18 protein-coding genes are annotated in these 24,482 nt (G+C 67.9%); 7 read left to right on the forward strand and 11 right to left on the reverse strand.

Annotation, left to right across the window (positions count from 1 at the left end):
* Positions 1–340 precede the first annotated feature (340 nt).
* Positions 341–553, forward strand: a complete 213-nt coding sequence (locus B0I31_RS25955) for a hypothetical protein (protein WP_219910802.1) — start codon at positions 341–343, stop codon at positions 551–553.
* 122 nt (positions 554–675) lie between these two features.
* On the opposite strand, the gene B0I31_RS41980 is transcribed toward B0I31_RS25955, so the two are convergent.
* The gene (locus tag B0I31_RS41980) at positions 676–1,773 is read right to left on the reverse strand and encodes an integrase core domain-containing protein (protein WP_106618013.1); all 1,098 of its coding nucleotides are present in this window, start codon (positions 1,771–1,773) and stop codon (positions 676–678) included.
* 202 nt (positions 1,774–1,975) lie between these two features.
* Positions 1,976–5,644 carry a CHAT domain-containing protein gene (locus B0I31_RS25965; RefSeq protein WP_181320380.1) on the reverse strand — a complete coding sequence of 1,223 codons (3,669 nt, stop codon included), beginning with the start codon at positions 5,642–5,644 and terminating at the stop codon, positions 1,976–1,978.
* A gap of 518 nt (positions 5,645–6,162) precedes the next feature.
* Here B0I31_RS25965 and B0I31_RS25970 point away from each other — a divergent pair.
* Both B0I31_RS25970 and B0I31_RS25975 read left to right on the forward strand, forming a co-directional pair.
* Positions 6,163–6,738, forward strand: a complete 576-nt coding sequence (locus tag B0I31_RS25970) for a DUF4365 domain-containing protein (protein ID WP_106618015.1) — start codon at positions 6,163–6,165, stop codon at positions 6,736–6,738.
* A complete protein-coding gene (locus B0I31_RS25975; protein ID WP_181320381.1) occupies positions 6,735–7,892 on the forward strand; it encodes a hypothetical protein in 1,158 nt (385 codons plus the stop codon). The genes B0I31_RS25970 and B0I31_RS25975 overlap by 4 nt, the downstream gene beginning before the upstream one ends.
* Before the next feature lie 53 nt (positions 7,893–7,945).
* On the opposite strand, the gene B0I31_RS40100 is transcribed toward B0I31_RS25975, so the two are convergent.
* The 7 genes from B0I31_RS40100 to B0I31_RS40105 form a co-directional block, all read right to left on the reverse strand.
* Positions 7,946–8,164 (reverse strand): hypothetical protein, encoded by a 219-nt coding sequence (locus tag B0I31_RS40100; protein WP_146173941.1) that lies wholly within the window; start codon positions 8,162–8,164, stop codon positions 7,946–7,948.
* A 150-nt stretch (positions 8,165–8,314) separates the two neighbouring features.
* Complete coding sequence (locus B0I31_RS25980) at positions 8,315–10,522, reverse strand: tetratricopeptide repeat protein (protein ID WP_245950413.1); 2,208 nt, start codon at positions 10,520–10,522, stop codon at positions 8,315–8,317.
* A gap of 363 nt (positions 10,523–10,885) precedes the next feature.
* Complete coding sequence (locus tag B0I31_RS25985; protein ID WP_106618016.1) at positions 10,886–11,302, reverse strand: helix-turn-helix transcriptional regulator; 417 nt, start codon at positions 11,300–11,302, stop codon at positions 10,886–10,888.
* Between the two features lie 99 nt (positions 11,303–11,401).
* Complete coding sequence (locus tag B0I31_RS25990; protein WP_181320382.1) at positions 11,402–11,878, reverse strand: ASCH domain-containing protein; 477 nt, start codon at positions 11,876–11,878, stop codon at positions 11,402–11,404.
* Between the two features lie 89 nt (positions 11,879–11,967).
* Positions 11,968–13,545, reverse strand: coding sequence for a PIN domain-containing protein (locus B0I31_RS25995; protein ID WP_106618017.1), 1,578 nt, complete (start codon positions 13,543–13,545; stop codon positions 11,968–11,970).
* 48 nt (positions 13,546–13,593) lie between these two features.
* Entirely contained in the window at positions 13,594–14,784 is a 1,191-nt protein-coding gene (locus B0I31_RS26000) for a GNAT family N-acetyltransferase (RefSeq protein ID WP_106618018.1), read from the reverse strand.
* A 401-nt stretch (positions 14,785–15,185) separates the two neighbouring features.
* Complete coding sequence (locus B0I31_RS40105; protein WP_146173943.1) at positions 15,186–15,665, reverse strand: hypothetical protein; 480 nt, start codon at positions 15,663–15,665, stop codon at positions 15,186–15,188.
* An 899-nt stretch (positions 15,666–16,564) separates the two neighbouring features.
* On the opposite strand from B0I31_RS40105, the gene B0I31_RS26010 reads away from it, so the two are divergent.
* From B0I31_RS26010 to B0I31_RS26020, 3 genes are all read left to right on the forward strand, one after another.
* Positions 16,565–16,744, forward strand: a complete 180-nt coding sequence (locus B0I31_RS26010) for a hypothetical protein (protein WP_106618019.1) — start codon at positions 16,565–16,567, stop codon at positions 16,742–16,744.
* A 14-nt stretch (positions 16,745–16,758) separates the two neighbouring features.
* Positions 16,759–17,028: a tetratricopeptide repeat protein gene (locus B0I31_RS26015; RefSeq protein WP_106618020.1), complete on the forward strand. Its 270-nt coding sequence runs from the start codon at positions 16,759–16,761 to the stop codon at positions 17,026–17,028.
* Between the two features lie 85 nt (positions 17,029–17,113).
* Positions 17,114–19,417, forward strand: coding sequence for an ATP-binding protein (locus B0I31_RS26020; RefSeq protein WP_146173944.1), 2,304 nt, complete (start codon positions 17,114–17,116; stop codon positions 19,415–19,417).
* A 21-nt stretch (positions 19,418–19,438) separates the two neighbouring features.
* Here the strand turns inward: B0I31_RS26020 and B0I31_RS26025 are convergent, their stop codons facing one another.
* Together B0I31_RS26025 and B0I31_RS42675 are read right to left on the reverse strand one after the other, a co-directional pair.
* Positions 19,439–20,545: a ThiF family adenylyltransferase gene (locus B0I31_RS26025; RefSeq protein ID WP_106618022.1), complete on the reverse strand. Its 1,107-nt coding sequence runs from the start codon at positions 20,543–20,545 to the stop codon at positions 19,439–19,441.
* Positions 20,546–20,619: 74 nt separating this feature from the next.
* Complete coding sequence (locus tag B0I31_RS42675) at positions 20,620–20,751, reverse strand: hypothetical protein (protein WP_281262317.1); 132 nt, start codon at positions 20,749–20,751, stop codon at positions 20,620–20,622.
* 325 nt (positions 20,752–21,076) lie between these two features.
* Here B0I31_RS42675 and B0I31_RS26030 point away from each other — a divergent pair, with 325 nt between their 5' ends.
* The gene (locus B0I31_RS26030) at positions 21,077–24,289 is read left to right on the forward strand and encodes an AfsR/SARP family transcriptional regulator (protein ID WP_181320383.1); all 3,213 of its coding nucleotides are present in this window, start codon (positions 21,077–21,079) and stop codon (positions 24,287–24,289) included.
* Positions 24,290–24,482: the final 193 nt, after the last annotated feature.

Below are 24,482 nucleotides of genomic sequence, written 5' to 3' on the forward strand. Positions count from 1 at the left end.
GTTGTCGTCGCCCTCACCTTCATGTCTGGCTTCGGCAGCGTCCTCAATCTGGCGCTCACCGGTGCTTCGCCGGAGGTATTGCGGCTCGGTCGGTGGCAACGCGCTCGCGGGCTCCGGTTCCGGGTCACGGTCAAGCCCGGCAGGCCGTCGACCCCTGACGGTCCGCGCAGCGATCTGCCGCCGCGCTCGCTGCGCGCGGAGATCGACCGGTGCGTGGAGTCGGCGGGCACGGTCGGCGCGATCCTGGTTAAGACCGGATCTCATTTGGGGTTGTTGTGGGTCAGCAGGTGCCCGGTGGAAGTACGCGGCGGGCGGTCTGGACTTCGACTATCCGGGATTCGTGCACACGGTGCTGGTGAACATGCGTGCCCGGCTGGCGCGCTCGGACCGGCCGGACCGGATCTTCGAGGTGGTGCTGGAGGTGGCGCGGCGGGCGGGCCTAGTGGGCCGCAAGCTCTTCATAAGGGTCGTAGTGGACGGCGCAGCGCCCGTGCCGACGAAATCGTTGTCGCCCAACGACATGTATTCCTCACTGATTACCGCGGCCGGGTGACCGTGAGGCGATCAGAGTGACCCGCTGGCGGGCTCCGCCGGAGGCCCAGGTCACTCTCGCCCGGTGAAGCGGTGCGTTTCCGACGGCAGCCTTGTGCTTGCCGATAATGTCGTCCGTGCAGGTCAGGCGGCGTGGTGGTACTCGTTGAGGATGCCGCCCAGTTGCTGTCGTCGGTGGATGTCGAGTTGGGTGATCGTTGCTTGATCGGTGACGGTTGGTGGCAGCGTGCGCAGTGGTCGGGCATTGCCGATGCCTTGGTGAGGGCGGTGGGTGTTGTAGAACTGCTCGTACTCGCGCAGGGCGTGCGGTAGGTGCTGGCGGTTCCAGATGAGGGTGTGGTCGAGGAGTTCGCGGCGGCAGCTGTGGATCCAGCGTTCCATGATCGCGTTCATCCGCGGGATCCGGACGCCGCTGAGAACGACTTGGATGCCGGCGTCGGCGAGGACGGTGTCGAACAGCGCCGGGAACTTCCCGTCCCGGTCGCGGATCAGGAACCGCGCGCGTCGGCCCTCGTCTTCGAGGTCCATGGCGAGGTTCCTGGCGGCTTGGGTGACCCGGGAGGCGGTCGGGTGCGCGGTGGCGCGGAGGACGCGGATCCGGCGGCTGGCGTGCTCGATCACCGCGAGCACGTACAGGCGGGCGCCGCTCAAGGTGGAGGTTTCGAAGAAGTCGCAGGCCAGGAGTGCGTCGGCTTGTGAGCGGAGGAAGGTCGACCAGGTCGTCGTGGTGCGTTCGGGTGCCGGGTCGATCCCGGCGTCCTTGAGGATCTGCCAGACGGTGGAGGCTGCGACTGTGATGCCGAGTACGAGCAGTTCTCCGTGGATGCGGCGGTAACCCCAGGTGGGGTTCTCCCGTGCCAGGCGCAGCACCAGGAGTCGGATCGAGCGGATGGTCCGTGGTCGGCCGGGCCGCTCGGGACGGGAGCTGGCTGCGTGGCGGCGTGCGATGAGGCTGCGGTGCCATCGCAGCACCGTCTCGGGACGCACCAGCAATCGGAGCCGACGAAGCGTGGCGGCCGGAAGTCGGTGTAGCAGTGCCGCGAGGAACGCCCGGTCGCCGGGAGAGAGCCGCAGACGGGCGTTACCCAGTTGGCGTTCCAGGATCGTGATTTGGTGCCGTAGCGCCAGGATCTCCACGTCCTTGTCCCGATCGCTCATGGGTAACAGCCGTGGCAGCGCGAACGCGTTGGTCACGCTCAGGTAGGCCGGTCGGAGCAGCACAGCCGGTCATGATGCCGTGCTGGTCGACGTCACGGCAGATGACAGCCGTACTCGCGAACGCTCGCCTCTCCTTGGGCTTCGTACGTCCTCTACCTGCATGGATGAGGGTCTCGGCAGGCACAATGTTTCCAACACCGTTACCGCCTTGCTCTACCAGCGACGATGACATTTCGAACGGCACAGGTCCTGACGCGCCTCGCGCTCACGAGAAGTCAGTGCCGAACTGCACGAAGGGCCGGCGGAGCGGATCCGGTGCGGTTGCCATGGCAAGGGCGTGCGCGGCGGTAGCTCCTGCCGCGAGGGCTTGATGGTAGGCCAGCATTGTCTTCTGGGCGGCGACGTCACCCACCCTAGTGACGGCTGCGGTGACGGTGCTCGTTCCGGCGGTGAGCAGGGCGCCAGCGAAGCCCAGGATCTCATCACCCGGTCCTACGTGATGGAGGGCCAGGTCGCCAGCGGCCAGAACGACGTGGCGGGGCGAGTTCTGCAGGCGGGTGATGTGGTGGGCGAACAGCGGACCGTCGGCCAGTTCCAGGCGGGAGAGCAGCGCGTTGGTGGGCTCGTGGTCCCCATGGGTCGCGAAATGGGCCGTCTCGGAATTCTCCAGCGCGTGCAGCACCGCGTCGATCCGCGCGTCCTGCCCGCTCAGCACGTGGGCGCCTGGGTACAACGACGCAAGCCGTCTGCTCTCCGACTCGGCCCACGGCAGACCTGGCCCGCTCACGAGCGCCACCCTCTCCTTCGACGGTCGTCGGGCGCGGCGGGTGGCCGCCAGCCACGCGTTGACCGAGGGTGCCACTGTCGTCGGCCGCCCTCGCAGCGACGGGAGGCAGCCCCACGGCAGGGCGAACAGCGCGCCCGTCGGCACCAGGACCAGGTTTGCGCCGTCAACGACGTCGAGCAGCGGCTCCATCAGGATCCGGTCGAGCTTGTCGGCTTCCCGCCTCGCCGAAGCGGAGATCACCTCCGCGAGGGGTGGGGGCAGGTGGTCGGGTGCCAGAGCGTTCATGTCCGCGTGCACTCGTCGCACTCCCTCGGCGACCGCTGCCATAGAGCCGAGCATGAGCATCAGAGCCGTGCCTCTCGTGACAACCACGACGTGCAACTCGTCCGCGATCACGATGAAGTCGATGAGGGCCTGGTCGCTGCGGAGCGCCCCGATGACGTCGGTGAAACCCGCTGGCGGTGCGGCGGCGCCCAATGACCGGGTGCGCGCCCCCAGGCGCAGCGCCTCGCGTTCGAGAGCACGCTGACGGGCCTGCGTCGAGCGGGTCGACAGGCCATCGAGTCGCTCCCGCAACAAGGTCCGGCTGACGTGTCGCAATTCGTTGATGACGCGGTCGAGTTCCGGGTGGTCGACGGGAAGGAAGGTGTGCCGGTACAACTGTGCCCGTGTGCGCTCGGACCACAGCATCACGTCGGCGGCGTCGTGGCCGTGGTCGATCGCGATCCGCACGGCCATCGCTCCCAAGCCCCGTGCGTGAACCGCGGCGCTGCGGACTTGGTCGAGCCCGCCGAACCGGTCACGCGCCTCGTCGAGTTCGGTGAGCCCGATGTCGGCCTCGCGCAGGGCGGCCTCTGGATTCCCTTCCGCCATGGCGATTTCCGCCCTGGCCAACCGGCGCAACAGGCGATGGTCGACGGGGGTGTTGACGCGCGGTGGGGGCAACTGGGACATCCGGGCGGCTGCGGACACGAGTCGCCCGTGGCGCAACTCCAGGCGCACCGCCAGCACTGTCGCCAGTTCCGCCTCGTCGAGCAGTCCGAAGTCCCGCAGTTCTCGCGACAGCGACAACGCTTCGGTCAGGAGCAGCCCGGTCCTGGACCCAGAGGAACCGGACGTGGTCACGGTGGCGCGGAGCGCCGTCAGCTTCGCCACGGCGCACCACAGGTGATCACCCAGGTCGGAGAAGCGTCGAGCGGCCGACCGTGCCAACTGTCTCGCCTGTGCGTAGTCCTCCAGGAGAAGCCGGCACCTGGCGCGTGCGTGCTCCACCGAAGCGATCGCGTGCACCACGTCAGGGTGTCGTCCGGCCTTACGCAACTGCAACCGCACCTCGTCGAGGTAGTCCAACGCCGCATCCGCCATGCCGGCCGCGAGCATCGTTCCCACCTGATCGAGCCACACGGTGTCGAGCCGGTCCGCCCTGACGTGGAGAGCTGTCGCCGTCGCGCGGTCGAAGCGCGCCAAAGCGCTGGACAGGTCGCTGTCCTGATGCGCGAGCAGCCCCAGCACCTGCTCCGCCGCCGATACCTCCTTGACCGGCGCGAGGCCGCTGCCGACCACCGCTTCCAGGACGGCGGCGAGGTTGCGGTGCTGATCGTTCAGCCACTTCCAGGCCTGCTCGGCGTCCGTGAACGAAGGGGTCTGCACCGCATCCGTGATCTCGACCGCCCACTTGCCGCGGCGTCGCGGATCCCCAGCCTCGACCGCACGACACGCTGCGACCACGTAGTACTTGAACAGGCGGCCGAGCGCCTTACCTCGCTCCCTCTCGGTGTCCTGTGCGTTGTGCAGGCCGGTGGCGTAAGAGCGGAGGAGGTCGTGCATGTGGATGTGGAAGTCGTCGATGCGTTCGACGAGACGTGCCTGCAGCAGCACTCCGACCGCTCTACGGGCCCGCGCCTTATCCGTCCCGACCAGCGCGGCCACGGCGAAGACGTCGAGATCGTGCCCCGGTGCGGCACCGATGAAGCGGAAAGCCCGTGCCGCGTCCTCGGGCAGCTGTCGATACGACCAGGAGAAGACGGCGCTCACCGCGGTCCTGTCGTCCCCGCCGGCGTCCAGCCGCTCCAGCCGGTCTTGCTGCACCTCGAACAACTCGGCCGCGAGGGCTGCCAAGGTCGCGGTCTTGTAGCTGTTGACCATCTCGGCGGTCACCCGCACCGCCAGGGGCAGCAGTCCGCTCCACTCACATAGGATCCTGGCCCCTTCTGGCTCGGCCGCCGCCCGCTCACCGACCAGCGCGCCGAACAACGCAACGGCTTCTTCTGCCGTCAACAAGTCCAAGTCCACCCGACGCGCACCGTGGCGGGAGACCAGTCCGGCCAGGCTGTCACGGCTGGTCACCAGCACGAAGCTCGAACCGGTCCCGGGCAGCAGAAAACGAACCTGCTCGGGGCTGCGGGCGTTGTCGAGCAACATCAGCATCCGGCGGTTTGCCAGCACCGTGCGGAACCGTGCCGCCCGCTCGGACAGGCCGGGTGGAAGTGGTTCATCACTGCCCACCACGCTCCGCAACAACGAGGCCAACGCGTCCTCGGCGGCGATCGGCTGCCCCGGGTCATAACCCTGGAGGTCGAGGTAGAGGTCGCCGTCCGGGAACCGGTGGCGCACGCGGTGCGCCCAGTGCACCGCCAGAGCGGTCTTCCCGATGCCGGGCATCCCCGACACAGCCGAGATCACCACGGGACCGGTGTCTTGCGCTTTTTCCAGCAGGTCATCCAGCTGCGCCACCTCGGCGTCACGCCCGGAAAAGCCCACAACGTCGGATGGCAACTCCCGGGGAACCGACACCGCCGGCTTCGGCGCCTGCGAGACCGTGATCCGGATGTCCCCATGAACATCGCCAGCCTGTACTACCGACCCAATCACGTCGGTGGCCTCGTTCTCGGTCCGCCGCTCACTCGACACCGGACAACCGTAGCGTTGCCACACCACCGAGGTCCGCATCGACAGTAAGAACGCCTTGAGAACGACGGCGGTGGCGATCCTGGCCGGGGACGTCCTGCGCACCGCCAACGACACCGGGTTACCCACGTCATCCTCGACGCCAGACCAGATCTTCCACACCGACCGCTGCCACGGCGAAACCACTTCCGACGACCACAAACAGGTCGTCGATGTCCGATACTCCGGCAAAATCCGCACCACGGCGGCGTGATCACTACCGCCACCACGCCCGCCAGCTTCCTGCTGTGGTCGGCTCGGACGAGCCCGGCCGTACCGACACTCTGTGCGCCTTCGGCACGCCCCCGCCCACCTCGGCCGTGCTCGATCGTGTACGTCGTCGCAGCGTCGTATGCCGTCCCACATGGTTGGCTGCCCTCGCCGAACCGACAGTCCGGTACTCCGCAAGGATCGGGTTTCACTCGGCGCACGAGTGAGTGACAGACGCCTGCTCCGGCGCCGATCCGGGTCGTGGTCGGCACACGGCGACGAACCTCACTTCGCCGGGAATCGTCCGGTTCGCAGAACCTGGCGATTCCGGGGGCAATGGAAAGCGATGATCGCTCGCTTTATTGGCGTACTTCCGGCTACGGCGACGGCAAGTTAGAGGAAGCCATTCGATGATCGTCCAATCGAGTGAACCGAACCCGATCGGGGTGTCCTTGATCGACTGATCGTTACGCTGCCACTGCCGGGCGAACCCAACAGAAGGGAGGTCCATGTCGATCGTCAACGATGGCAACATCCTTGGCGCTGACGAGGACCTGCACCGCGGTACCCTCGATGGAGGCCTGCCGTTCGGTGCTCGCCAAGAGCAGTTCAGCCTGGGCTTTGTCCGGATGGTCGCCGCAGCAGCCGGCTGTTCGATCAAGAGTCACGCCACCGACTACGACGGCGTTGACATCACCATCACGTCATCGGCCGAGTACGAGCGGTTCTACAGCCCCGACTTCGAGTTGCAGCTCAAGTGCACCACCCGTCAGGACCTGCTCGCCAGTGATCACCTGGCGTGGCGGATGGAGCGCAAGCCGTTCCTCAAGCTCGTCAACCCGAAGCGTTACAACGAGGCATTCCTCGGCGTCCTGGTCATCCCCGACGATCCCGCCAAGCTGTTGGAGCTGACGGAGGACAACTTCACCAGTTCGAGTCGTATGTACTGGGAGCATGCGGCGAAGCTGGGCTCGATCGGCGACGATGCCGAGAGCAAGACAGTGCACCTACCCCGAAGTAACCTGTTCACCGTAGACGCGTTGCGGGGCATCATGCAGAGGATCGGCGAAGGAGGTGGGTGGTGAACGGAACCTCGGTCGACAGCTACCGTGACATCGCCGTAGCGTTGAGCCCGCCTGCCGTGTCGCAGTACCTCGCAACCCATGACTGGGAGCTCGAGCTGCGGGAGGCCGACGTCCGGGAGGTCTGGCGCCTCTCGGACGAGGGCGGCCCGCGCGGCCGGATCATGTTGCCCCTGGCGACCGACTACGTCGACTTCCAGCCCCGGTTTCTCGACTCGCTCCGGGCATTGAGTCTGATCTATGGCTGGGATCCGCCCGAGCTCGCCGAACGCATCGCCGCCACCCGGGCCGACTTATTCTTCGTCCGCCTTGATCAAGTCACGACGGATGGCACCATCCCGTTCAAGCAGGCGGAGAAGGTCCTCGAAGGCCTGTTCAAGATGATGAAGGCCGCGGCCACCACCGCGGACGACCCGCACCACTCCCACCGCGGCCGGCGCTCGGCCACCGTGACGGAGTTCCTGGATGACGACGTCCGCCTGGGGCACACCAAGCGCGGCAGCTTCGTCTTCACCGTCGTCACCCGCCTCGGCGACCCGGCCACGTCGCACTCCGACGGCGAGCCCGAGGCGGGGTTCCCGCGACAGGTGATGGAAACCCTGGCCAGCGGCCTGCAAGCAACCCGTGATCTCGCACTGACCTGGAACGAAGGCGCCGTCGACCGAGCGGGACAGTCGGGGCTGAGCGCCAGCCTCGTCGAGTCGCTGCTGGAGCTCGCCCAGCCGGATACGCTGCGGGCGCTCGACCTGTCCTTCGATTGGGCCGTGGCGGCACCACGCCCCAGGGTCGACGTGTCACGCATCCTGGTCGACCGTGACACGATGGCCGGCTTACCTCGCGTGCGTGAGAGGCTCGTGCGGCGCGAACAACCACCTCGCCGGGAAACCGTCGTCGGAACAGTACGAACGCTGAACCGCGACGAGCTTGGCGACGACGATCAGGAAACAACCAACATCGTTCTGTCAGCACATGTCCGTGGCCGGTTACGGAACATCCATGTGCAGCTGAGCGGAGTAGATTACGAGTGGGCCATCCGGGCTCACTTCCGGAAGCTCCCGTTCACCGTCACCGGTGACCTGATCTTCGAGCGGGGAGCCTGGCGCTTGACCGGCGAGATCGTCGTCGACCCCAGCTTTCTCCAGCACCACCAGGCCTGAACCGACGCCACGGCGCAACACCCCAGTTCGAGCCGACCGGCTTCGTCGCCCAGTCACCCCGCCAAGGCCATGGAGCCCGACCCTGCTGGTTCACCCAGCTTCGACTGGTCGGCACCGGTGACGGATGAACCGGACACGGCCGCACGCTTCCCGGCCTCCGGCGCTACCTGCTCCAGCGTCGCCCGCAGCGTCTCGACGTCAACGGAGTAGTCCCACACGTAGCCGCTGACGAGCCGTACTCGGTGCTCGGAGCCACCTGCAGAGGAAGCCACAGCCCTCCAGTCCGTGCACCGCGGACTCCAGGGGCCAGCGGCCCTCGCACAGGGGCAGGAACACCACCGGACCAGTGTCGACAGTACCTCGGCTCGCCAGGATCGAGGTGCCCGGATCGTCGGCCTGACACAGAGATCGTCGACCAAGGCTTACACCGAGAGCACGTGATCAAGCTCGTCGAGTTGTCGCTGGACGCGTTCGGCGTCGCTGCTACGTCCCTGTTCCCGGTACAGGTCCAGTGCCTTCTGCCACGCCGCACGGGCATGGTGATGTTGGCCGAGAGCGATGTGGGGGTGGCCGAGCCGCTCCAACGTGGTGGATGCTGCCCAGTGGTGCCCCAACTCGCCGTACCTGTCGAGTGCTTGTCGGTAGTGGCTGATGGCCTCGTGGTGGCGTCCGGTGTGGTGGTCGATGTAGCCGAGGCTGTCCAGGTCGTGGGCTTCGCCGTCGTGGTGGTCGTGGATGCGGTGCAGGACGAGCGCGGCCTGGCAGGCGTCCCGTCCTCGTTCGAAGTCACCTAGCCGGGCGGCGTTCCATCCCAACTCTCCCTGTGCGTCGGCCACCCGCACCGGGTCGTCGACCTCCTGGGCCAGTTCCACTGCCCGAGCGGCGTGCACCAGGGCTTGCCGGTGTTCTCCCCGATACGACAGTGCCCAGCAGATCCCCAGGTGGGCCCTGGATTGAATGGCCAGGTTCCCGTGCCGTTCGGCCAAGGCGAGGCCACGCTCGAGGTGTCCCATCGCCTCATCGTGGCGATCCAGTGCGGCGCAGGCGTCGCCGAGGAGCGTGTGGACCAGCGACTGGACGGCCGGGTCGCCGAGGTGTTCGGCGGCGGTCATGGCTGCCTGCCAGGCGACGAGCCGGTCCTGGCGGTGCCCGCGGCGGAAGTGGAAGTCGTCGAGGAAGCCCGCGAACTGCCACACCGCCTGGTGCCATCCGTTGACCGACGCGATGTGCCGGGCCGCCCGGAGACATTGATGTTCGCGATCGAGCCAGGTCAACGCGGTGGGAAGGTCGGGAAGAAGACGGGGGCGGCAGCCATCGGCGGGCGCGTCGAGCTGCACGTCGTTGAGGAAGTGAGGGCTCGTCAGTCGATTCGCGCTCGCGGCAGTGTGGAGGTAGAAGTCCACGACCCGACGCAGTGCCGCGTGTCGCAACTCCGAGCTTGTGTGGTGGCGGGCGGACATCGTGGCGAAGCTGCGGACAAGGTCGTGCATGGAGTACCGGCCGTTGGCGTCGCGGTGCAGCATCGACGCCTCGATCAGCGCACGCAGCACCTGTGTGACGCGTTCCTGGGACAGTCCGGTGAGGGAGGCTGCGGCGTACAGATCGATGTCGGGGCCGGGTGCGATGCCCAGCAGTCCGAAGGCTTGCTTATGGCCAGCGGTCAACGCACTGAAGGAGGCGGACAGCACGGCGGACAGGCTGGCCGACGGATCGCTCTCGTCGTCCAAGGCCTCCACGCCCTGTTCCCCGAGCTCTGCGGCCAGTTCGATCAGCTGCAGGTCGGGGCGGGCGTGTGCGCGAGCGGCGAGGATGCTCAGTGCGAGAGGGAATCCTCGGCAGAAGGCGATGAGTCTGGTCACCGCGTGCGGTTCGGCGGCGATGCGTGCCTTACCCAGGCGCCGTCGCAGAAGAGTGTGTGCTTCGACATCGGTCAGTACGTCCAACGTGACGTGGCGGACGTTGTGTCGGACGAGCAGTGACGTCAGCGTTCGGCGGCTGGTGATCACGACTGTGCATGCGCCACCGCCTGGTAGCAGAGGTTCGACCTGCTCTGCGGATGCGGCGTTGTCCAGCAGTATCAGCATCCGGCGGTCCACGACGATGCTGCGGTAGAGCGCGGCTTGTGCCTCTGGATCGGCAGGGATACGGCTATGGTCGACGCCCAGGGCGTCGAGGAATCCACGCACCGCGACCGCCGGTTGCAAGGGCTGCTCGGTCGGGCTGAATCCGTGCAGGTCGACGAACAGCTGCCCGTCCGGGAACCGCTCCGCGCGGCGTGTAGCCCAGCGGACCGCAAACCACGTCTTGCCGATCCCGCCCGCGCCGCCGATCGCCGAGATCATCAACGTCGGTGCATCGAGGTCCTCATGCTCATCGTCGAGGTTGTAGTCCAGAGCGCGGTCCAACTCGGCCAGCTCCACCGCACGCCCGGTGAACGTCCACGGTACTGCCGGTAGTTGACGTGGCACCACCCACGCGAGTGACGGTGACGGCAGGTGAAGGTGCAATCCGCCGTCCACCACACCGGCCTGGACCACACTGCCGTCGGTGCCCGATGCCGAGTTGTGGATCTGGAACCCGACCTCGATCTCACGCTCACGACCCGGCTGTTGCCCCTTTGAGGTCGTCAACCGAGGCCTCCGTGATCACGATCGCGGTGCGCTCCACACGTACAGAATCCCGGGAGCACCAGTCTCGTCGGTACGTGATTGCCGCGATTCACCTGATGGTTTCAACCACACGCCGCACGACTGCGGTTCCGTGCGGTGACAGCATTACTGGTCCCTGATCCACTGACTCACGGGTGTCGACAGCGTCAATCCCCACGCAGGGCCTTTGAGGAACCTGGCCGACGCCAGCCGCCAACTCGGCGAATTGGCCAAGCGCGGTGGTGGATACCGTCGCTTCCGGTTCCTCGCCCACGTCCCTCAACGCCGTGGGCCAGGGGTCAAGCCGAGATGGTCTGCGAGCCACGCCGTCTTCGGTTACAGCCGCTAACTGCTTCTGCCGTCGACGAGCCCTCGGTAGATGGTGATCAAAGCCTCACGCTGTTTCATCGTCAGGCGTTCTGCCTGCCAGATCGCCCGCTCGAAAGGGTCATCGGTCCCCATCTGCGCAGCCGTAGCCATCACGAGCTGTTCGACGGGTAGCCCGAGTACCGGGGCCAATGTCTCCAGGTCGCTCGGTATGACGATGTCCCGTTCCCACTCTGACACCGCCACCTGCGATCTACCCACGCGCTGCCCAAGCTCGGCCTGCGTGAGCTCCAACTCCAGACGTCTCCTGCGGATCAACTCGCCAAGCGACCCCGACATATAACCAGTATAACCAGTACTGGCCCGGTAGGCGGACGCCACATGCATGAGGAGGTTGAACCCCGCCAGCGAACCAACCACCGCCAGTCCCGCCACCGACAGGGGCAACGATGGCCCCAGTGTTGGCCCAACCGGACGGCAGACACCGCCGTCGAGCACCGAGGATCACGCGTTACCGCGCTGGCCGTGGGTTGCTCAGCGCCTGCCGACTTCGAGCGGTGTTGGGCCCACCTGGACGTTCTCGGTGAGTGAGTGCAGCATGTCAGGGTCGTGTGGTGCGAGGTACCTGTAGCTCTGGGGTGGCTGGAAGTCTGCCTGCGCGCGGAGGTCGGCCAGCTTCAAGGGCTCGTCGAGTGTCCGAGGGTTCGTGATGCTCAAGCAGGTCGCTGCGTCGACTCCGGCCAGGTAGTCGTCGAATTCGGAGCGGGTGAGTCCGAGGCGGTGCCGGTAGCGGCGCCACAGTGTGCCGGGCGCGGCTGTGTCGACCTTCGCGAGTGTGGCGACGCCCACCACCGACATCACGGGAGTGCTCGCGTAGATGATGATGGTGGTGTCCGCTGCGGCCGACACCCGGGTCCGGCGGAGCTCGACGGTCTTGCTGCCCTGGAGGATCGCCTCCGCGAAACGCGGTCGCAGCGACATCAGCAGCGGGCGCCGCACGGATTCTGGCACGGGGCGCGACGTTACCCGGTCGTCCGGAGCGGCCCGCTGGTCGGGTGGTGTACCCATGGGTCGAACGCTAGTTCGATTCGTGGATCTTGTCACGCGTTCGCGGACGATCGCGTGCCCGTGTCGTAGATCTCGGCGAACAGTCGGGGGTTCAGTCTTCGGGCGCTGAAGAAGGTGCTGGGTCCGTCTGCGAGGCGTGAGCGCATCGCCTCGTAGCGGCGCACGGAGACGGGATGGGTGAAGACCTCCGTGTTGGACAGCCGGAGTGCCTCCGCGGTCGGCTGGCCGTTGGCCGCCCCGATCACGGCCTTCAACCCGAACACGCCGTAGTAGGACAGGGCTTCGTACAGTCGTCGTGGAGTGTCGACCATCAGGCCGTCCAGCTTCGAGGTGCCGAAGAAGTGGCCGGAGCCGTGTCCTTTGCCGGTTGCCAGCCACAGGATCCGGGCTGGTGCGGTCAGGACGCTATTGCGCGCACTGTGGTAGTACACATGCTCCCGCCCGAGCGAGAGTTGTGTGTCGCGTTGTGTCATGCCGTCGGGATATCCGAACAGTTCGAAGGCGAAGGCCGTCCGGATCGGGACCACGAAGCACGGCAGTTCGCTGTCGATGATCTTCGCCGGCCACCATGCCTGTTCGAGGCGCGCGGCGGCGTGTGCCGACACACCGGGTGCCAGCAGCGGGGGAGCACCGAGTCCGGCGAGGCTCAGCGACCTGGCGGCAGCGGCGGCGACGTCACGAGAGCTGCCGCAGACGTCGACGACCGGCGCGTACCAGTGCCCGTCGGCGTGGGTCATCGATTCGAAGTCGGCCGCTTGCACGACACGGCGGGACAGGTAGGGCTCCGAGACGTCCAGCAGAGCCACGCCGGCAGCTCTGGCTCGACGGCGCAGCGACCACAGCAGGTGACGGGCGAGCGTGTCGGCCAGTCTGTGGTCGGCCAAACGCAACAGGGGAACCCTCCACACCTCGCCATCCGGCACGACGGCGTACAAGGCGACCGCCGTCCCGTCGTCGAGGTGAAGCAACTCGACGGTATGACCGGCGTTCCGGAGCCGGTGGACGCGTTCCTCCAGTTCGTCACGGCGTTCCCCGGCGTGCCTGGCCACGAACGCCGCCAGCTCTGCATCGAGAGGCGAGTCGGCGTGCTCGCGATCAAGCTCGCCGCCTTCGACTTCCTCCTTGAGGAAGCTCTCGGCGTTGGCCAGTTCGTCGAGGTGCACGACCGCATGGTCGGGAGACATGAGCACCATCCCCGTGACGCGCGCGACCGCCGGACCGAGCATCGCGATCAGGTCCGTATCCCAGGTGAGGAATACATTGAGGCCCGCCGCCGCGGCGTGTGCCACGTGGTCGAGGGCGTCGTGCTCCTGCGGCGTATCCGGATAGCCGGGATGTTGGGATCGGACCTCCTTCAGAATGCGATCGCGAGTCGAGGTGACCTCGGCGCGATCGGCGTGCACCTCCGGGTAGGAGTCGATCACCTCGATTAGAAGGCGTTCGGACTGGGAGGTCAGCCGGGTGACCTCCTGCCGCATGCTGGAGGTCACCACCAGCTGTAGGCGCCCGGCCAAGTGGTCCGCGACCAGCAGACCCGACCTGTGTCCGTGTGCCTGGGGGTCGGCCAGGTCGCGCAGCACGTCCGGAGCGGCGGCGGCCCTCAACTCCACGGGCTGTTCGTACTCGGTGAACAGATCCGCGTGACCATGATCCTTCCACTACACCGTCATCGGCGCGCGGTCGGTACCGCGGCCCACGGTCCGCGCCCGCGGCCGGAACCCGAGCTTGCGCCATGCCAGGTCAAGGCCGTAGTCATCGCGGCACTTCGCGCGAACACCCAAGCGGTCCCGATGGACATCGGTGATGGTGTCCACCAATGCCTTGGCGACGCCGCGGTTGCGTGCCTCCTCGCGGACGCAGAGATGAGTGAGCGCGACCTCGTTGCGTGGCAGTCGATACAGCGCGTACCCCAACGGTAATCGGTCTTCACCGGCCAGGGCGACGAGCAGGCGGGACTGTTCCGCGGCTTCGGTGAACGCCGCGTAGGGAAGCAGGCCGAGTCGACCACGGTGCAGGTCCCCGAGTTCCACGACCGACTGCAGGAGGTCGGCGTCGTCCGCCGACACTGGTTCGACCCGCACCGAGGTGTCGCTCATGGACACAGCATGTGCGACCTCACTCGTCTGGGTGGACGAGGTCACTGTCAACCACCCGGATGGCAGAACTCGGCTTCGGACGGGATTGACGTCGACCTCTCCGGACTGCACGGTCTGCGACGTCGACCAAGAACGGGCATCACGCCCGGCAGGCGCCGACGAGTCGACGGATGTGCGTATTCTGCCACGTGGCTCATCGAGTGCGATGGACAGCTGCTCAAGGTGTTCGCTCTGGGCATCGAGGTAGGCATCGACGCGGTCCAGGCCGATCCGGAGCCGCTCAGGCCCGGTCTGAGGCAGCGCCGACAACGGCACGGTCACATCGGCTCCGGCTTCCAGGACGCGGATCTTGAACTGTGCCAGTTGCACCAGCCGGAGTGCCCTCTTGCGCTCCGACTCGGCGCGCGAGAGTTGTCGTTCGGTCCGCCGTTTCGAGGCACGGGCGTCAACGAGCGCCAGTCGCCAGCGTTCGGCCTGGTCGAGTTGCTCGTCGCGTTCCCGGGTCAAGCGGACGATGTCGTCCTGAAGGTTGATCAACACCGCCTGGAGCACCCACACCACCTGGGTGATGCCGCGCTCGGCCCGCATGCTCTCGGTCAGCTGACGGCGGACCTCGACCAGTTCCTCGAAGAGCCCGACGAGGCGCTTCTCGCCGACGTCGGAGTGCACATGCACATCGCCGTTGATCGTGTTCGCTTGGATGCTGGTGCCATGGACCGTGCCGGACATGTCGTTGCGCCTGCTCGTGTCCATAGGCGCTCCCAGCGGGCGGTCCGTCGGCAGACTGTCAACTTACCGGATACTGCGGCGCCCGTTGCTGCCGCGCCAGCAGACCGCAATTGTCGGGGCCGGGGGACTTCACCGGATCCCAGTGGTGTCACCGTGCCCGGGAGGGGTCGCAATGAATCGCCCCGCGCGCTCAACGAACGCCGTGTGCCCTGTCCGTCGGCGGTCGACCCCGAGCCGGCGCGGCGGATGGCGCGGACGCAGCGGTTCGAGGCGGAACCGGCGGGCAACGTGACGTCGCGTTAGGCGACCTGCCAGCGGCGGAGTCCCAGACGCGGTACGCCGACTACTTCAGGCGGGATCGGTTTCGGCGGCGCAGGCTAGCGCCGTTCCCTGTCGCGCTCGCAGGCCACCGGTCAGTCGCCACCCTAGGGAGGGCAACTGCTCGGTGGCATGGGAGGTCTGATCCACTCCAAGCGAGGGAAGTCACCATTTTTCGGAAGTATCAGAAACGCGGCATTCTGGTAGTAGAACGGTTCCTTCATGAATGCCTGCAGCTTTACCTGGTCGTGCTGTTGTTCGGAACGGGATGCTTCCTCTTTCTTGACTTCGACTACAAGCAGGTTATCTCTTCTTGAAGAGCCCGTCCGTCGATGAATGATGATGTCTGGGTATACGTCATTTTCCGTATAGTCACTACGGAGCCCGGCGAGTCGCTTCTTCAGTAATTCAATGCCGTTTGGGTGCCACCTGTCGTAGTCGACGTCGACCGACCACCCTGGCAACACGGCCTCGACCCGCACAGCCAGATGTCGTGCGATATGGAAGACGATCGATCGCTCGTGCGCCCGCTCCTCGAACAGTTGGCGTTCGCGCTCGTACGCGGCGCGAACAGCTTCGTGCAGCATGCTCTCGATTCTGCTCCTGTCAGCGTGTTCCACGGCGCCTCCTACTCGCTACTGGAGTCCTGATGACGGGGTCCATACTCGATCGGTCCGATAACTCTTGCACTCCGTCGCGAAGGCAGTGTGACGGAACCGGCGGTTACGAGCCGAACGCACCACTTCTCCCGAGTCTGGTGCTGACCGGGTTCCTCCAGGCCTTGGATGCGGGCGCGGAGCAGATTTCCAGGCGATGAGGACGCCCTGGCTCGTCTGTGACGGTCGTTGCTGGCGGATCGGCGGGTGCTGGTGGTGCTGGAAAACGCGGCGTCGGCCGAGCAGGTGCGCCCGTTTCTAACGGGTGCCGCATCGACGTGTGCTGTCGTGGTGTCCAGCAGAGCGAGCCTGGTCGGGTTGCGCGTCACCGACGAGACCGTTCCGATCGCCGTGGCGCTGATGCCGGTGAAGGAGTCGGCGGCGATAGTGCGTGGTGTCGTGAGTGAGGCGCGGGCCGACGCCGCAGGGGAGGGATGGCGGAGCTGGCCGGGTCGTGGGGTGGGTTGTCGTTTGCGGGGCGGGTGGCGATCGCCGTACCGGATCCTTCGCGGTCCTGGTGATCCGTTGAAGCTTCCGGCCCTCCTCCATCGACAAGGGCCTCACGAACACACTCGGACGACGAGCCACAACCACCTCCCGCACTCGACATGCGGGACCAGCCTCGCCGATCAGTCCACAGGACCGATTACCGGGTCAACCCTCCGAGACGCGCCACTAGGTCGGGTGGCACCCGCCTGTGGGGTGCAAAAGGCCGACCACAGGGTCTGACCTGTGGTCGGGCGGCTGCGTGGCTGCGGGAGCTAGTCGACTCCTACTCCGACCGACTTCGCGCCCGAACCCACAACTACTACATAGCCGCCGACAAGCTGGTGGACATCCTCGTCGACCGCGACGAGGTCGACGAGTTGCGAGCGCGCGCCGACAACCACAACACTCAGGCGGCCTACCGGCTGGCCGACCTGCTCGTCGACCGCAGTGACCTCGACCAGTTGCGAGCCGTGCCAATGCAGGCGATTCCGCTGCCGAGGCGAGGCTCTCCGACGTCCTAGCGGATCGTCGCGCGATGACCGAGCTTCGCGCCAGAGTGCGCGAGCACCCGGACGACTTCCAAGCTCCCGAACGGCTGGTACGGCTGCTGGTCGCGCAGGGTGAACTTGCCGAGGCCCATCGCATCCTGCTCACGCAGACGCAGAAAGGCGACCACCGTGCCGCTCGGTGGCTTCCTGAGCTGCTGGTCTGGCTGGGCCGCCCCGAGGAGGCCCGACAGCTCGCCCGCTACGGCCTCGACACCGACGGCTCCCTGGCCACTCCCACAGACGGGATGTTCCGATGACAGGGGACGATTGCCGCTACACGCCACCCACCGAGCCGGATGAAGATCAGGTACAGCAGTCGCAACACCACCTCACAACCAGGCATTGAGTCGAAGGGGTCCGATCGTCGCAGCTCGGCATCGCGGTGCAGACTTTCGGCACCCCAAAGGTTGTAGCGTCGTGTACGGGGTGGTCCGACTGGGTGGTGTGCACTGTTGGCGGGTGGTTCGGGGACAGGGTCGGGTGAGACTGGGGTCCGTGGACGAGGCGGCGGTGCGTAACCAGATCGGTGGCACTGTGGTGGGTGCGGTGGTGCAGGCGGGCACGATCGACCAGGTGGTGCTGTACCAGCAACCGCAGGCGGACGTGGCACTGGTGCCACGGCAACTGCCTGCGGTGGTGCGGGATTTCGCCGGTCGTGACGCCGAGCTTGCCGCCCTGGACAAGATCCTGTCACCCGACAGTGTCACCGTGGAGCCGATGGTGGTGGCGGTGGACGGTACCGCCGGGGTGGGGAAGACGTCGTTGGTGGTGTGGTGGGCGCGCCGTGTGGAGCAGCGGTTTCCCGACGGCACGTTGTTCGTGAACTTGCGTGGGTACGGACCGAGTGCGCCGGTCGAGGCGGGTCTGGTGCTCGCGTCGTTCCTTCAGGCGCTCGGGGTTGCCGAGGACCGGGTGCCGGCCGACCTCGACGGACAGGGTGCGTTGTACCGGTCGTTGTTGGCTGGTCGGCGGGTGCTGGTCGTGCTGGACAATGCCGCTTCTGCCGAGCAGGTGCGTCCCCTGTTGCCCGCTACGGCGGGGTGTGCGGTGATAGTGACGAGCCGGGCGGTGTTGACCGGGCTGGTGGTCGTCGACTCCGCGCGTCGTCTGCCGCTGGACCTGTTCAGGCCCGAGGAGGCGGTCGGGTTGGCCACGCGGGTCATCGGCCCGGATCGTGTGGCTGCGGAGCCCGCCGCGGTGGTGGAGTTGGTGCGGTTGTGCGCGCGGTTGCCGTTGGCGGTGCGGGTGGCCGCGTCCCGGGTCGCCGCCCGCCCGCACACCGCGGTCGCCGACGTCGTCGCAGACCTGGTCGACGAGCATGACGGGTTGGATGCCTTGAGCGCGACTGGAGACGACCGGAGCGCGGTGCGTACCGTGTTCGACTGGTCCTACACCCGGCTGTCCGCCGAGCACGCGCGGACCTTCCGTCGCCTCGGCCTGCATCCGGGTACCGAGTTCGGTATGCACGCCGTCGCCGCGCTCACCGGTCTGGACCGCAAGACCGCGTCGCGGCACCTGGAGGTCCTGGCCGACCTGCACCTGGTCGAGCCGGTCGCGCACGGCCGGTACCGGCTGCATGATCTGCTGCACGCCTACGCCGCCCACCGCGCCCGGCTCGACGACACCTCGGAGCAGCGGCGGGCGGCGGTGGACGCGGTGGTGTCCTGGTACGCGCGCACCGCGGTCGAGGCGGACCGTCGGGTGTTCGCCGCCCATCCGTCCCCGGACCTCGGCCTCACCGGGGATGCGGCGCCGATGGAGCTGGCCGATCGAGGACAGGGCTTGGCCTGGCTGACCGTGGAGCACGCCACGTTGGACGCCGTCCAACAGCAGGCGGGTGCGCACGGTGCGTACCGGGAAGTGATGGCGGTGGCCCTGGCGATGCGGTTTCTGGTGTTCCGGTCCCGCGTCCTGTGGCCGGCGCGGATGCGGGCGGAGTCCCGCGGTATCGACGCGGCGCGGGCCTGTGGTGACCGGCAGGTCGAGGCGACGCTGCTGTTGTGGCGGGGGGACACTCTCCAGCAGATGGGCGAGTGGGACGCCTCCGACACCGATCTGCACGCCGCCCTCACGCTGGCCGGGGAACTCGGGGACGATGCTCTGTACGGCAAAGCGTTGTCGGGCCTGGGACTCGGCAGGGTGCGGCAACAGCGGTTCGCCGACGCCGAACCGTACTACCGGCGGGCACTGCCGTTGGTGCGCGGTCTGCCCAGTGGCTACTACGAGGCGATTGTGCACGCCAACCTGGCCCGGATCACCACTCGGCTCGGGCGGCACCGGGAAGCGCTCGACCACGCCGAGCGGGAGTTGGCGCTGCGCCGGACGGCCGGTGTACCCGATGGTGTTGCCTTCGCCCTGCACAACGTCGCCAGGGCACGACAGGGCCTCGGCGAGGATCAGGCCGCGATCGATCTGTGTCGGCAGGCACTGGCTCTCTATCTGGCCGAAGCCGGTAACGACCTGTACGTGGCCGCCACACTGGAGACCCTGGCGACGTCGCTGCGGCAGGTCGGCGACCACGAGGGCGCGGTGCGGTGTCTGATCGAGGCGGTCACGGTCCTCACCGACCTGGGCGATCCGCACGCCGACGTACTGCGCGGCCGGCTGTCCCAGGACGGACAGCCGCCCGCCGACCCTCACCCCTGACCGACCTGCTTGCGCGGGTTGTCAGGGATGCGGACCGCAGGTAGGGCACAGCGGACTCGGCTCGCTCAGCCCGACCACCCTGGACTGGAGCGTGACGATGTTGTACCCGTACTGGCAGTCAGTCCGTAGCGTGGGCACACCGGTGATCAGGCTCATCACCGCGTGCGCGGCCTTGCTTCCCGCGATCGTGGCGGTGATCGCGTTGACCGCCTGCGGCGCCGCCCCTGAACCGGTCCCCGGAGACCACTCGGTCCGCGGCGGCAGCGTCGCCTGCCGTGCGTCCTGCTCGGCGTAGAGGCAGTCGTGACATGGTCCGCCCCCGCCGGGCCGGTACAGGCCGATGCTGACCTGTGGTCCGTCGTAGCCGCCGTGCACCCACGCCGTCCCGGTCTCCCGGCACGCCAGGTTGGCCCACGATCGGATCCGCCCGGCGGGCTTGTCCGCCGCCAGCAACAGCACATCGAACCGCGCCGCCAACCTCCGTAGGACAGTCGGGCCGTCGACCACGAGCTGTTCACCGGTGACCTGCACATCCTGGTTGTGGGCACGCAGCCGCTGCACCGCCGCCTCGACCTTGGACCGGCCCACGTCGTCCTCGGTGAACAACAGTTGCCGGTTCAGGTTCGACAGCTCCACCACGTCCGGCTCGACACAGTGCACATGCCCGACCCCGGAGGCCACCAACGCCCACGCGGCGACACCGCCCACGCCACCGATACCGACCACCACCACCCGCGCCTGCCGCAACAGCAACTGCACATCCCAGCTCGTCCGGCGCGGGGTGCGGTCCATCCACCGCCACAAGCCACGCCCGCGCCCGTAGCGCTCCCGCTCCGCCGCCGACAACCCTTCCAGCACCGGCTCAGCCGCATCCTCCAGATAACCCTCGCGGATGAGGTCGCTGATCGTCGCACGCACCTCGACCTCGGACCGGTCGGGGAACGCGTGGACCAGGTCGGCGACCACCTGGTCCATCGTCCGTGTCCCGTCGAGGGTCTCCAGCAACGCCCACACCCACCCGTCCGGGTCCACCACGGCGGCCTCGATCCCACGGACCGCGCCGATCCGGATACGACCGTCGCCGAGACGAACAGGCCGGTGCTCCCACTTGATCCTCGGGCGAAACATCACAACCCTCCCCATCGACTAAGAAAAGCCTTCGTTGCTGAACGTCATCTCCTCATCCACCTCAAGAAACTCGATCACCGCTGCCACCTCCCTTCCCGTGCCGGGGAGTCGACGCCGGCGTGGGCGGCGGCCGTGGTCGCCGGGCCCAGGCAGTGCGGCCCGGTCGGGTCGTCCGGGTCCGGCGGGTGGTGGCCGTTGGCGCTCATCGCGGTTCGCCTCCGTTCCGTCCCCCCGGTCGGGAGGACGGGGCAAGCATCTCCGGTGGCACCGGACAGGAACCGGGACACAAACCGGGACAACGGCCCGACACCGTGTCCGCCGATCGGGTGAAACCGTTGTCCGGTTGACCGATCGGGTGGGACGTGACACGACTGGCGCAACGGCCCCCGCGCCGAACCCACCCACCGTCAGCACGGTGATCACCGGTCGGGTGTACCGGTGGTTCGGCCGTGTGGACGAGGACGCTGTGGGCCTCACGAAGACGGACATGTCGGCACACTGTGTCCCGACAACGCCTACAGGGGGCCAGGGGTGGAGATCCGACTACTGGGCAACGTCGAGATCGGCAACCGCGAGCGCGTGTTCCACCTGCCTAGGCACGGTGAACGGTGCCTGCTGGCCGTCCTCGCGCTCGACCTGGGCCGACCGGTCACGAAGACGACCCTGGCGGAGCGCATCTGGGACGACAACGAGGTACGCGACCGCAAGCAGGACACGCTTCCCACCTACGTCAGCCACGTCCGGACTGCCCTGATCGCGGCGGGCGCGCCGAAGAACTGCCTGCCTGCGGACCGCGCCGCCCGCGGCTACGTGCTGAACGTGGACCCGAACGTGGTCGACTACCACCGGTTCGCCGCCGAGACCCGGGCCGCCCGCGACCACACCGACCCCCACCGGCTGCGGCGCGCGCTGGACCTGTGGCGCGGACCGGCACTGTCCGGTCTGGAGAGTCACTGGGCCGACATCCGCCGCCAGCACCTCGACATCGAATACCGCGGCGCCCTGGAAACCCTGCTCACCGCCTACCTGCAGGCAGAGCGCCACGACGAGATGCTGCGGATCCTGCCGTGGCTGGACCAGCGGACGACACCGGACGAGCGACTGGTGATGCTGGGCGCGGAAGCCTACGCCCGCACAGGCCGCCACACCGAAATCCACGCGTGGGCCACCGGCATGGAACGGCGGATGCGCGAGATCCACGACACCGGCCTGTCCGACCGGGCCGTGGCCCGACTGCGCCGCCTGACCGCCGACCCGACCGGCCCGACGCTCGCCGAGCCGGACCCGGCCCCGCCTGGGCCGCCGTCGGCGATGTTCAGCCTGCGCCGGGACATCCCCGACTTCACCGGCCGCGACGACGATCTGCGGGTCCTGCTCGACGCGGTCGAGGCTGCCGCGGACGGTCCTACGCGGGCGATCGCGATCCACGCGGTGGACGGGATGCCCGGCGTGGGCAAGACCGCGTTCAGCGTCCACGCCGCCCACCGGGTCGCCCACCGCTTCCCCGACGGCCGCCTGTTCCTCGACCTGCACGGCCACGACCCCGTCCGCGCACCCCGCACCCCGCTCGACGCGCTCGACTCGTTGCTGACGGCCACCGGCATCGACCCGAAAGTCATCCCACGCGACCTCGACGACCGGGCCAGCCTGTGGCGCACCCGCGTCGCGGGCAAGAAGATCCTGCTGATCCTCGACGACGCCGCCACCCACGACCAGGTCCGCCCCCTGCTGCCCGGCACACCGGACAGCCTGGTCCTGATCACCAGCCGCACCCGACTGGCCGCCCTCGACGGCGTCCGGCCACTCACCCTGGACACCCTGCCCCCCGACGACGCCGTCCGGATGCTGCTCGCCCTGGCCGGCCGCGACCCCGGCGACGAGGACCCCGACGACCTGCACCGACTGGTCGAGCTGTGCGGACACCTGCCCCTGGCCATCGCGCTGATCGCGGGACAGCTACGCAGCCACCCCACCCACACCGCACGCCACACCGCAGACCGGCTCGCCCACACCCACGACCGGTTGACCGACCTGCACGCCGGCGACCGCTCCGTGCGCGCCGCGTTCGACACCTCCTACCGCGACCTGCCCGCCGACCAACGGGAACTGTTCCGGCTCCTGGGCGTCCACAACGGACCCGACATCGACAACCACGCCGCCGCCGCACTGCACGACACCACACCCGACCAGGCCCGCCACCACCTGGAAGCCCTGCACACCGCGCACCTGCTCCAGGAAACCAGCCCCGGCCGCTACCGACTCCACGACCTGCTCCGCGTCTACGCCCACAACCACGCCGCCGACCTCGACCCCCAACACCGCCACGACGCCACCACCCGCGTCCTGGACCACTACCTGCACACCACCCACACCGCCGCCCAACACCTCCCCACCCTCCGCAGACACGTCACCCCGATCACCCCGACCACACCCCGACACCCCCACCCGATCACCGACGCCGAACACGCACGAGCCTGGCTCACCACCGAACTGCCCACCCTCGCCGCCGCCATCCACCACGCCGCACACCACAACCACCACACCCACGCCATCAACCTCGCCACCACCCTCGACGCCTTCCTCTACACCCACGGCCACTGGGACCAAGCCCACACCCTCCACCAGACCGCACTCCACGCCGCCACCCACACCGGCGACCGGCACGGCCAGGCCAACGCCCTCGACAGTCTCGGCCGCGTACAGCGCGTGCGAGGTGAGTACGGGCCAGCGGAGGCGACGTTGACCCGTGCGCTGGATCTGTACACCGACCTGGGCAACCGACTCGGCCAGGCCAACGCCCTCGACAGTCTCGGCAGCGTGCAGTACCTGCGAGGTGAGTTCGGGCCAGCGGAGGCGACGGTGACCCGTGCGCTGGATCTGTACACCGACCTGGGCAACCGACTCGGCCAGGCCGACGCCCTCGACAGTCTCGGCCGAGTGCAGCGCATGCGGGGTGAGTTCGGGCCAGCGGAGGCGACGGTGACCCGTGCGCTGGATCTGTACACCGACCTGGGCAACCGACTCGGCCAGGCCGACGCCCTCGACAGTCTCGGCCGAGTGCAGTACCTGCGGGGTGAGTTCGGGCCAGCGGAGGCGACGGTGACCCGTGCGCTGGATCTGTACACCGACCTGGGCAACCGACTCGGCCAGGCCGACGCCCTCGACAGTCTCGGCCGAGTGCAGTACCTGCGGGGTGAGTTCGGGGTGGCGGAGGCGACGTTGACCCGTGCCCTGGACCTGTACACCGACCTGGGCGACCGACACGGCCCGGCCAACGGCCGTCTAAATCTCGGAATCACCCAACACCTGCGCGGCGCTCACGAGCCCGCGACCACGAACCTCACGAAGGCACTCGCCCTGTTCTGCGAGGTCGGCGACCATGACGGGGAAGCCGAGACCCACAACGCCCTGGGCGAGCTCGCGCTCGCCCACCCCGACGCCGGCGACCCCCATACCCATTTCACCACCGCCCTCACCCTCGCCCGCGACACCGGCTCCCGACTCCACGAAGCCAATGCCCTGGCAGGACAAGGGCGATGCCTCCAGCACACCGACCCGGCACGCGCCATCACCCTGCTCCACCAAGCCCTCACCCTTCACCGGGAACTCGACGTCCCCGAGGCCACCCGAACCGCCGCACTCCTGGACACCCTGCAACGCGACCACCCGACCACCCCCGAACCACCTGAGGGTTCCGCGCCACTCCACGACCTGCCCGATGGTCGACGTCCCAGCCACTTGTAAGAGCGGCCGACACTTGGTCAAACCCGGCACTGCCGAGGTCGATCACCGGCGAGGACGAGGTCCGTGTCGAGTAATTGAGCCTGTGCGGCGACACCGGGAGTCCGCGGGCTGGTGCCAAACCCGGCAGCTCGCCGAGCCCGCCTCGCGCCGAATTGCCGTCACTCGGCTCGAGATGGGAACGCCCGAGGTGGGG

This window comes from Saccharothrix carnea (assembly GCF_003014735.1).
Taxonomy (GTDB): Bacteria; Actinomycetota; Actinomycetes; order Mycobacteriales; family Pseudonocardiaceae; genus Actinosynnema; species Actinosynnema carneum.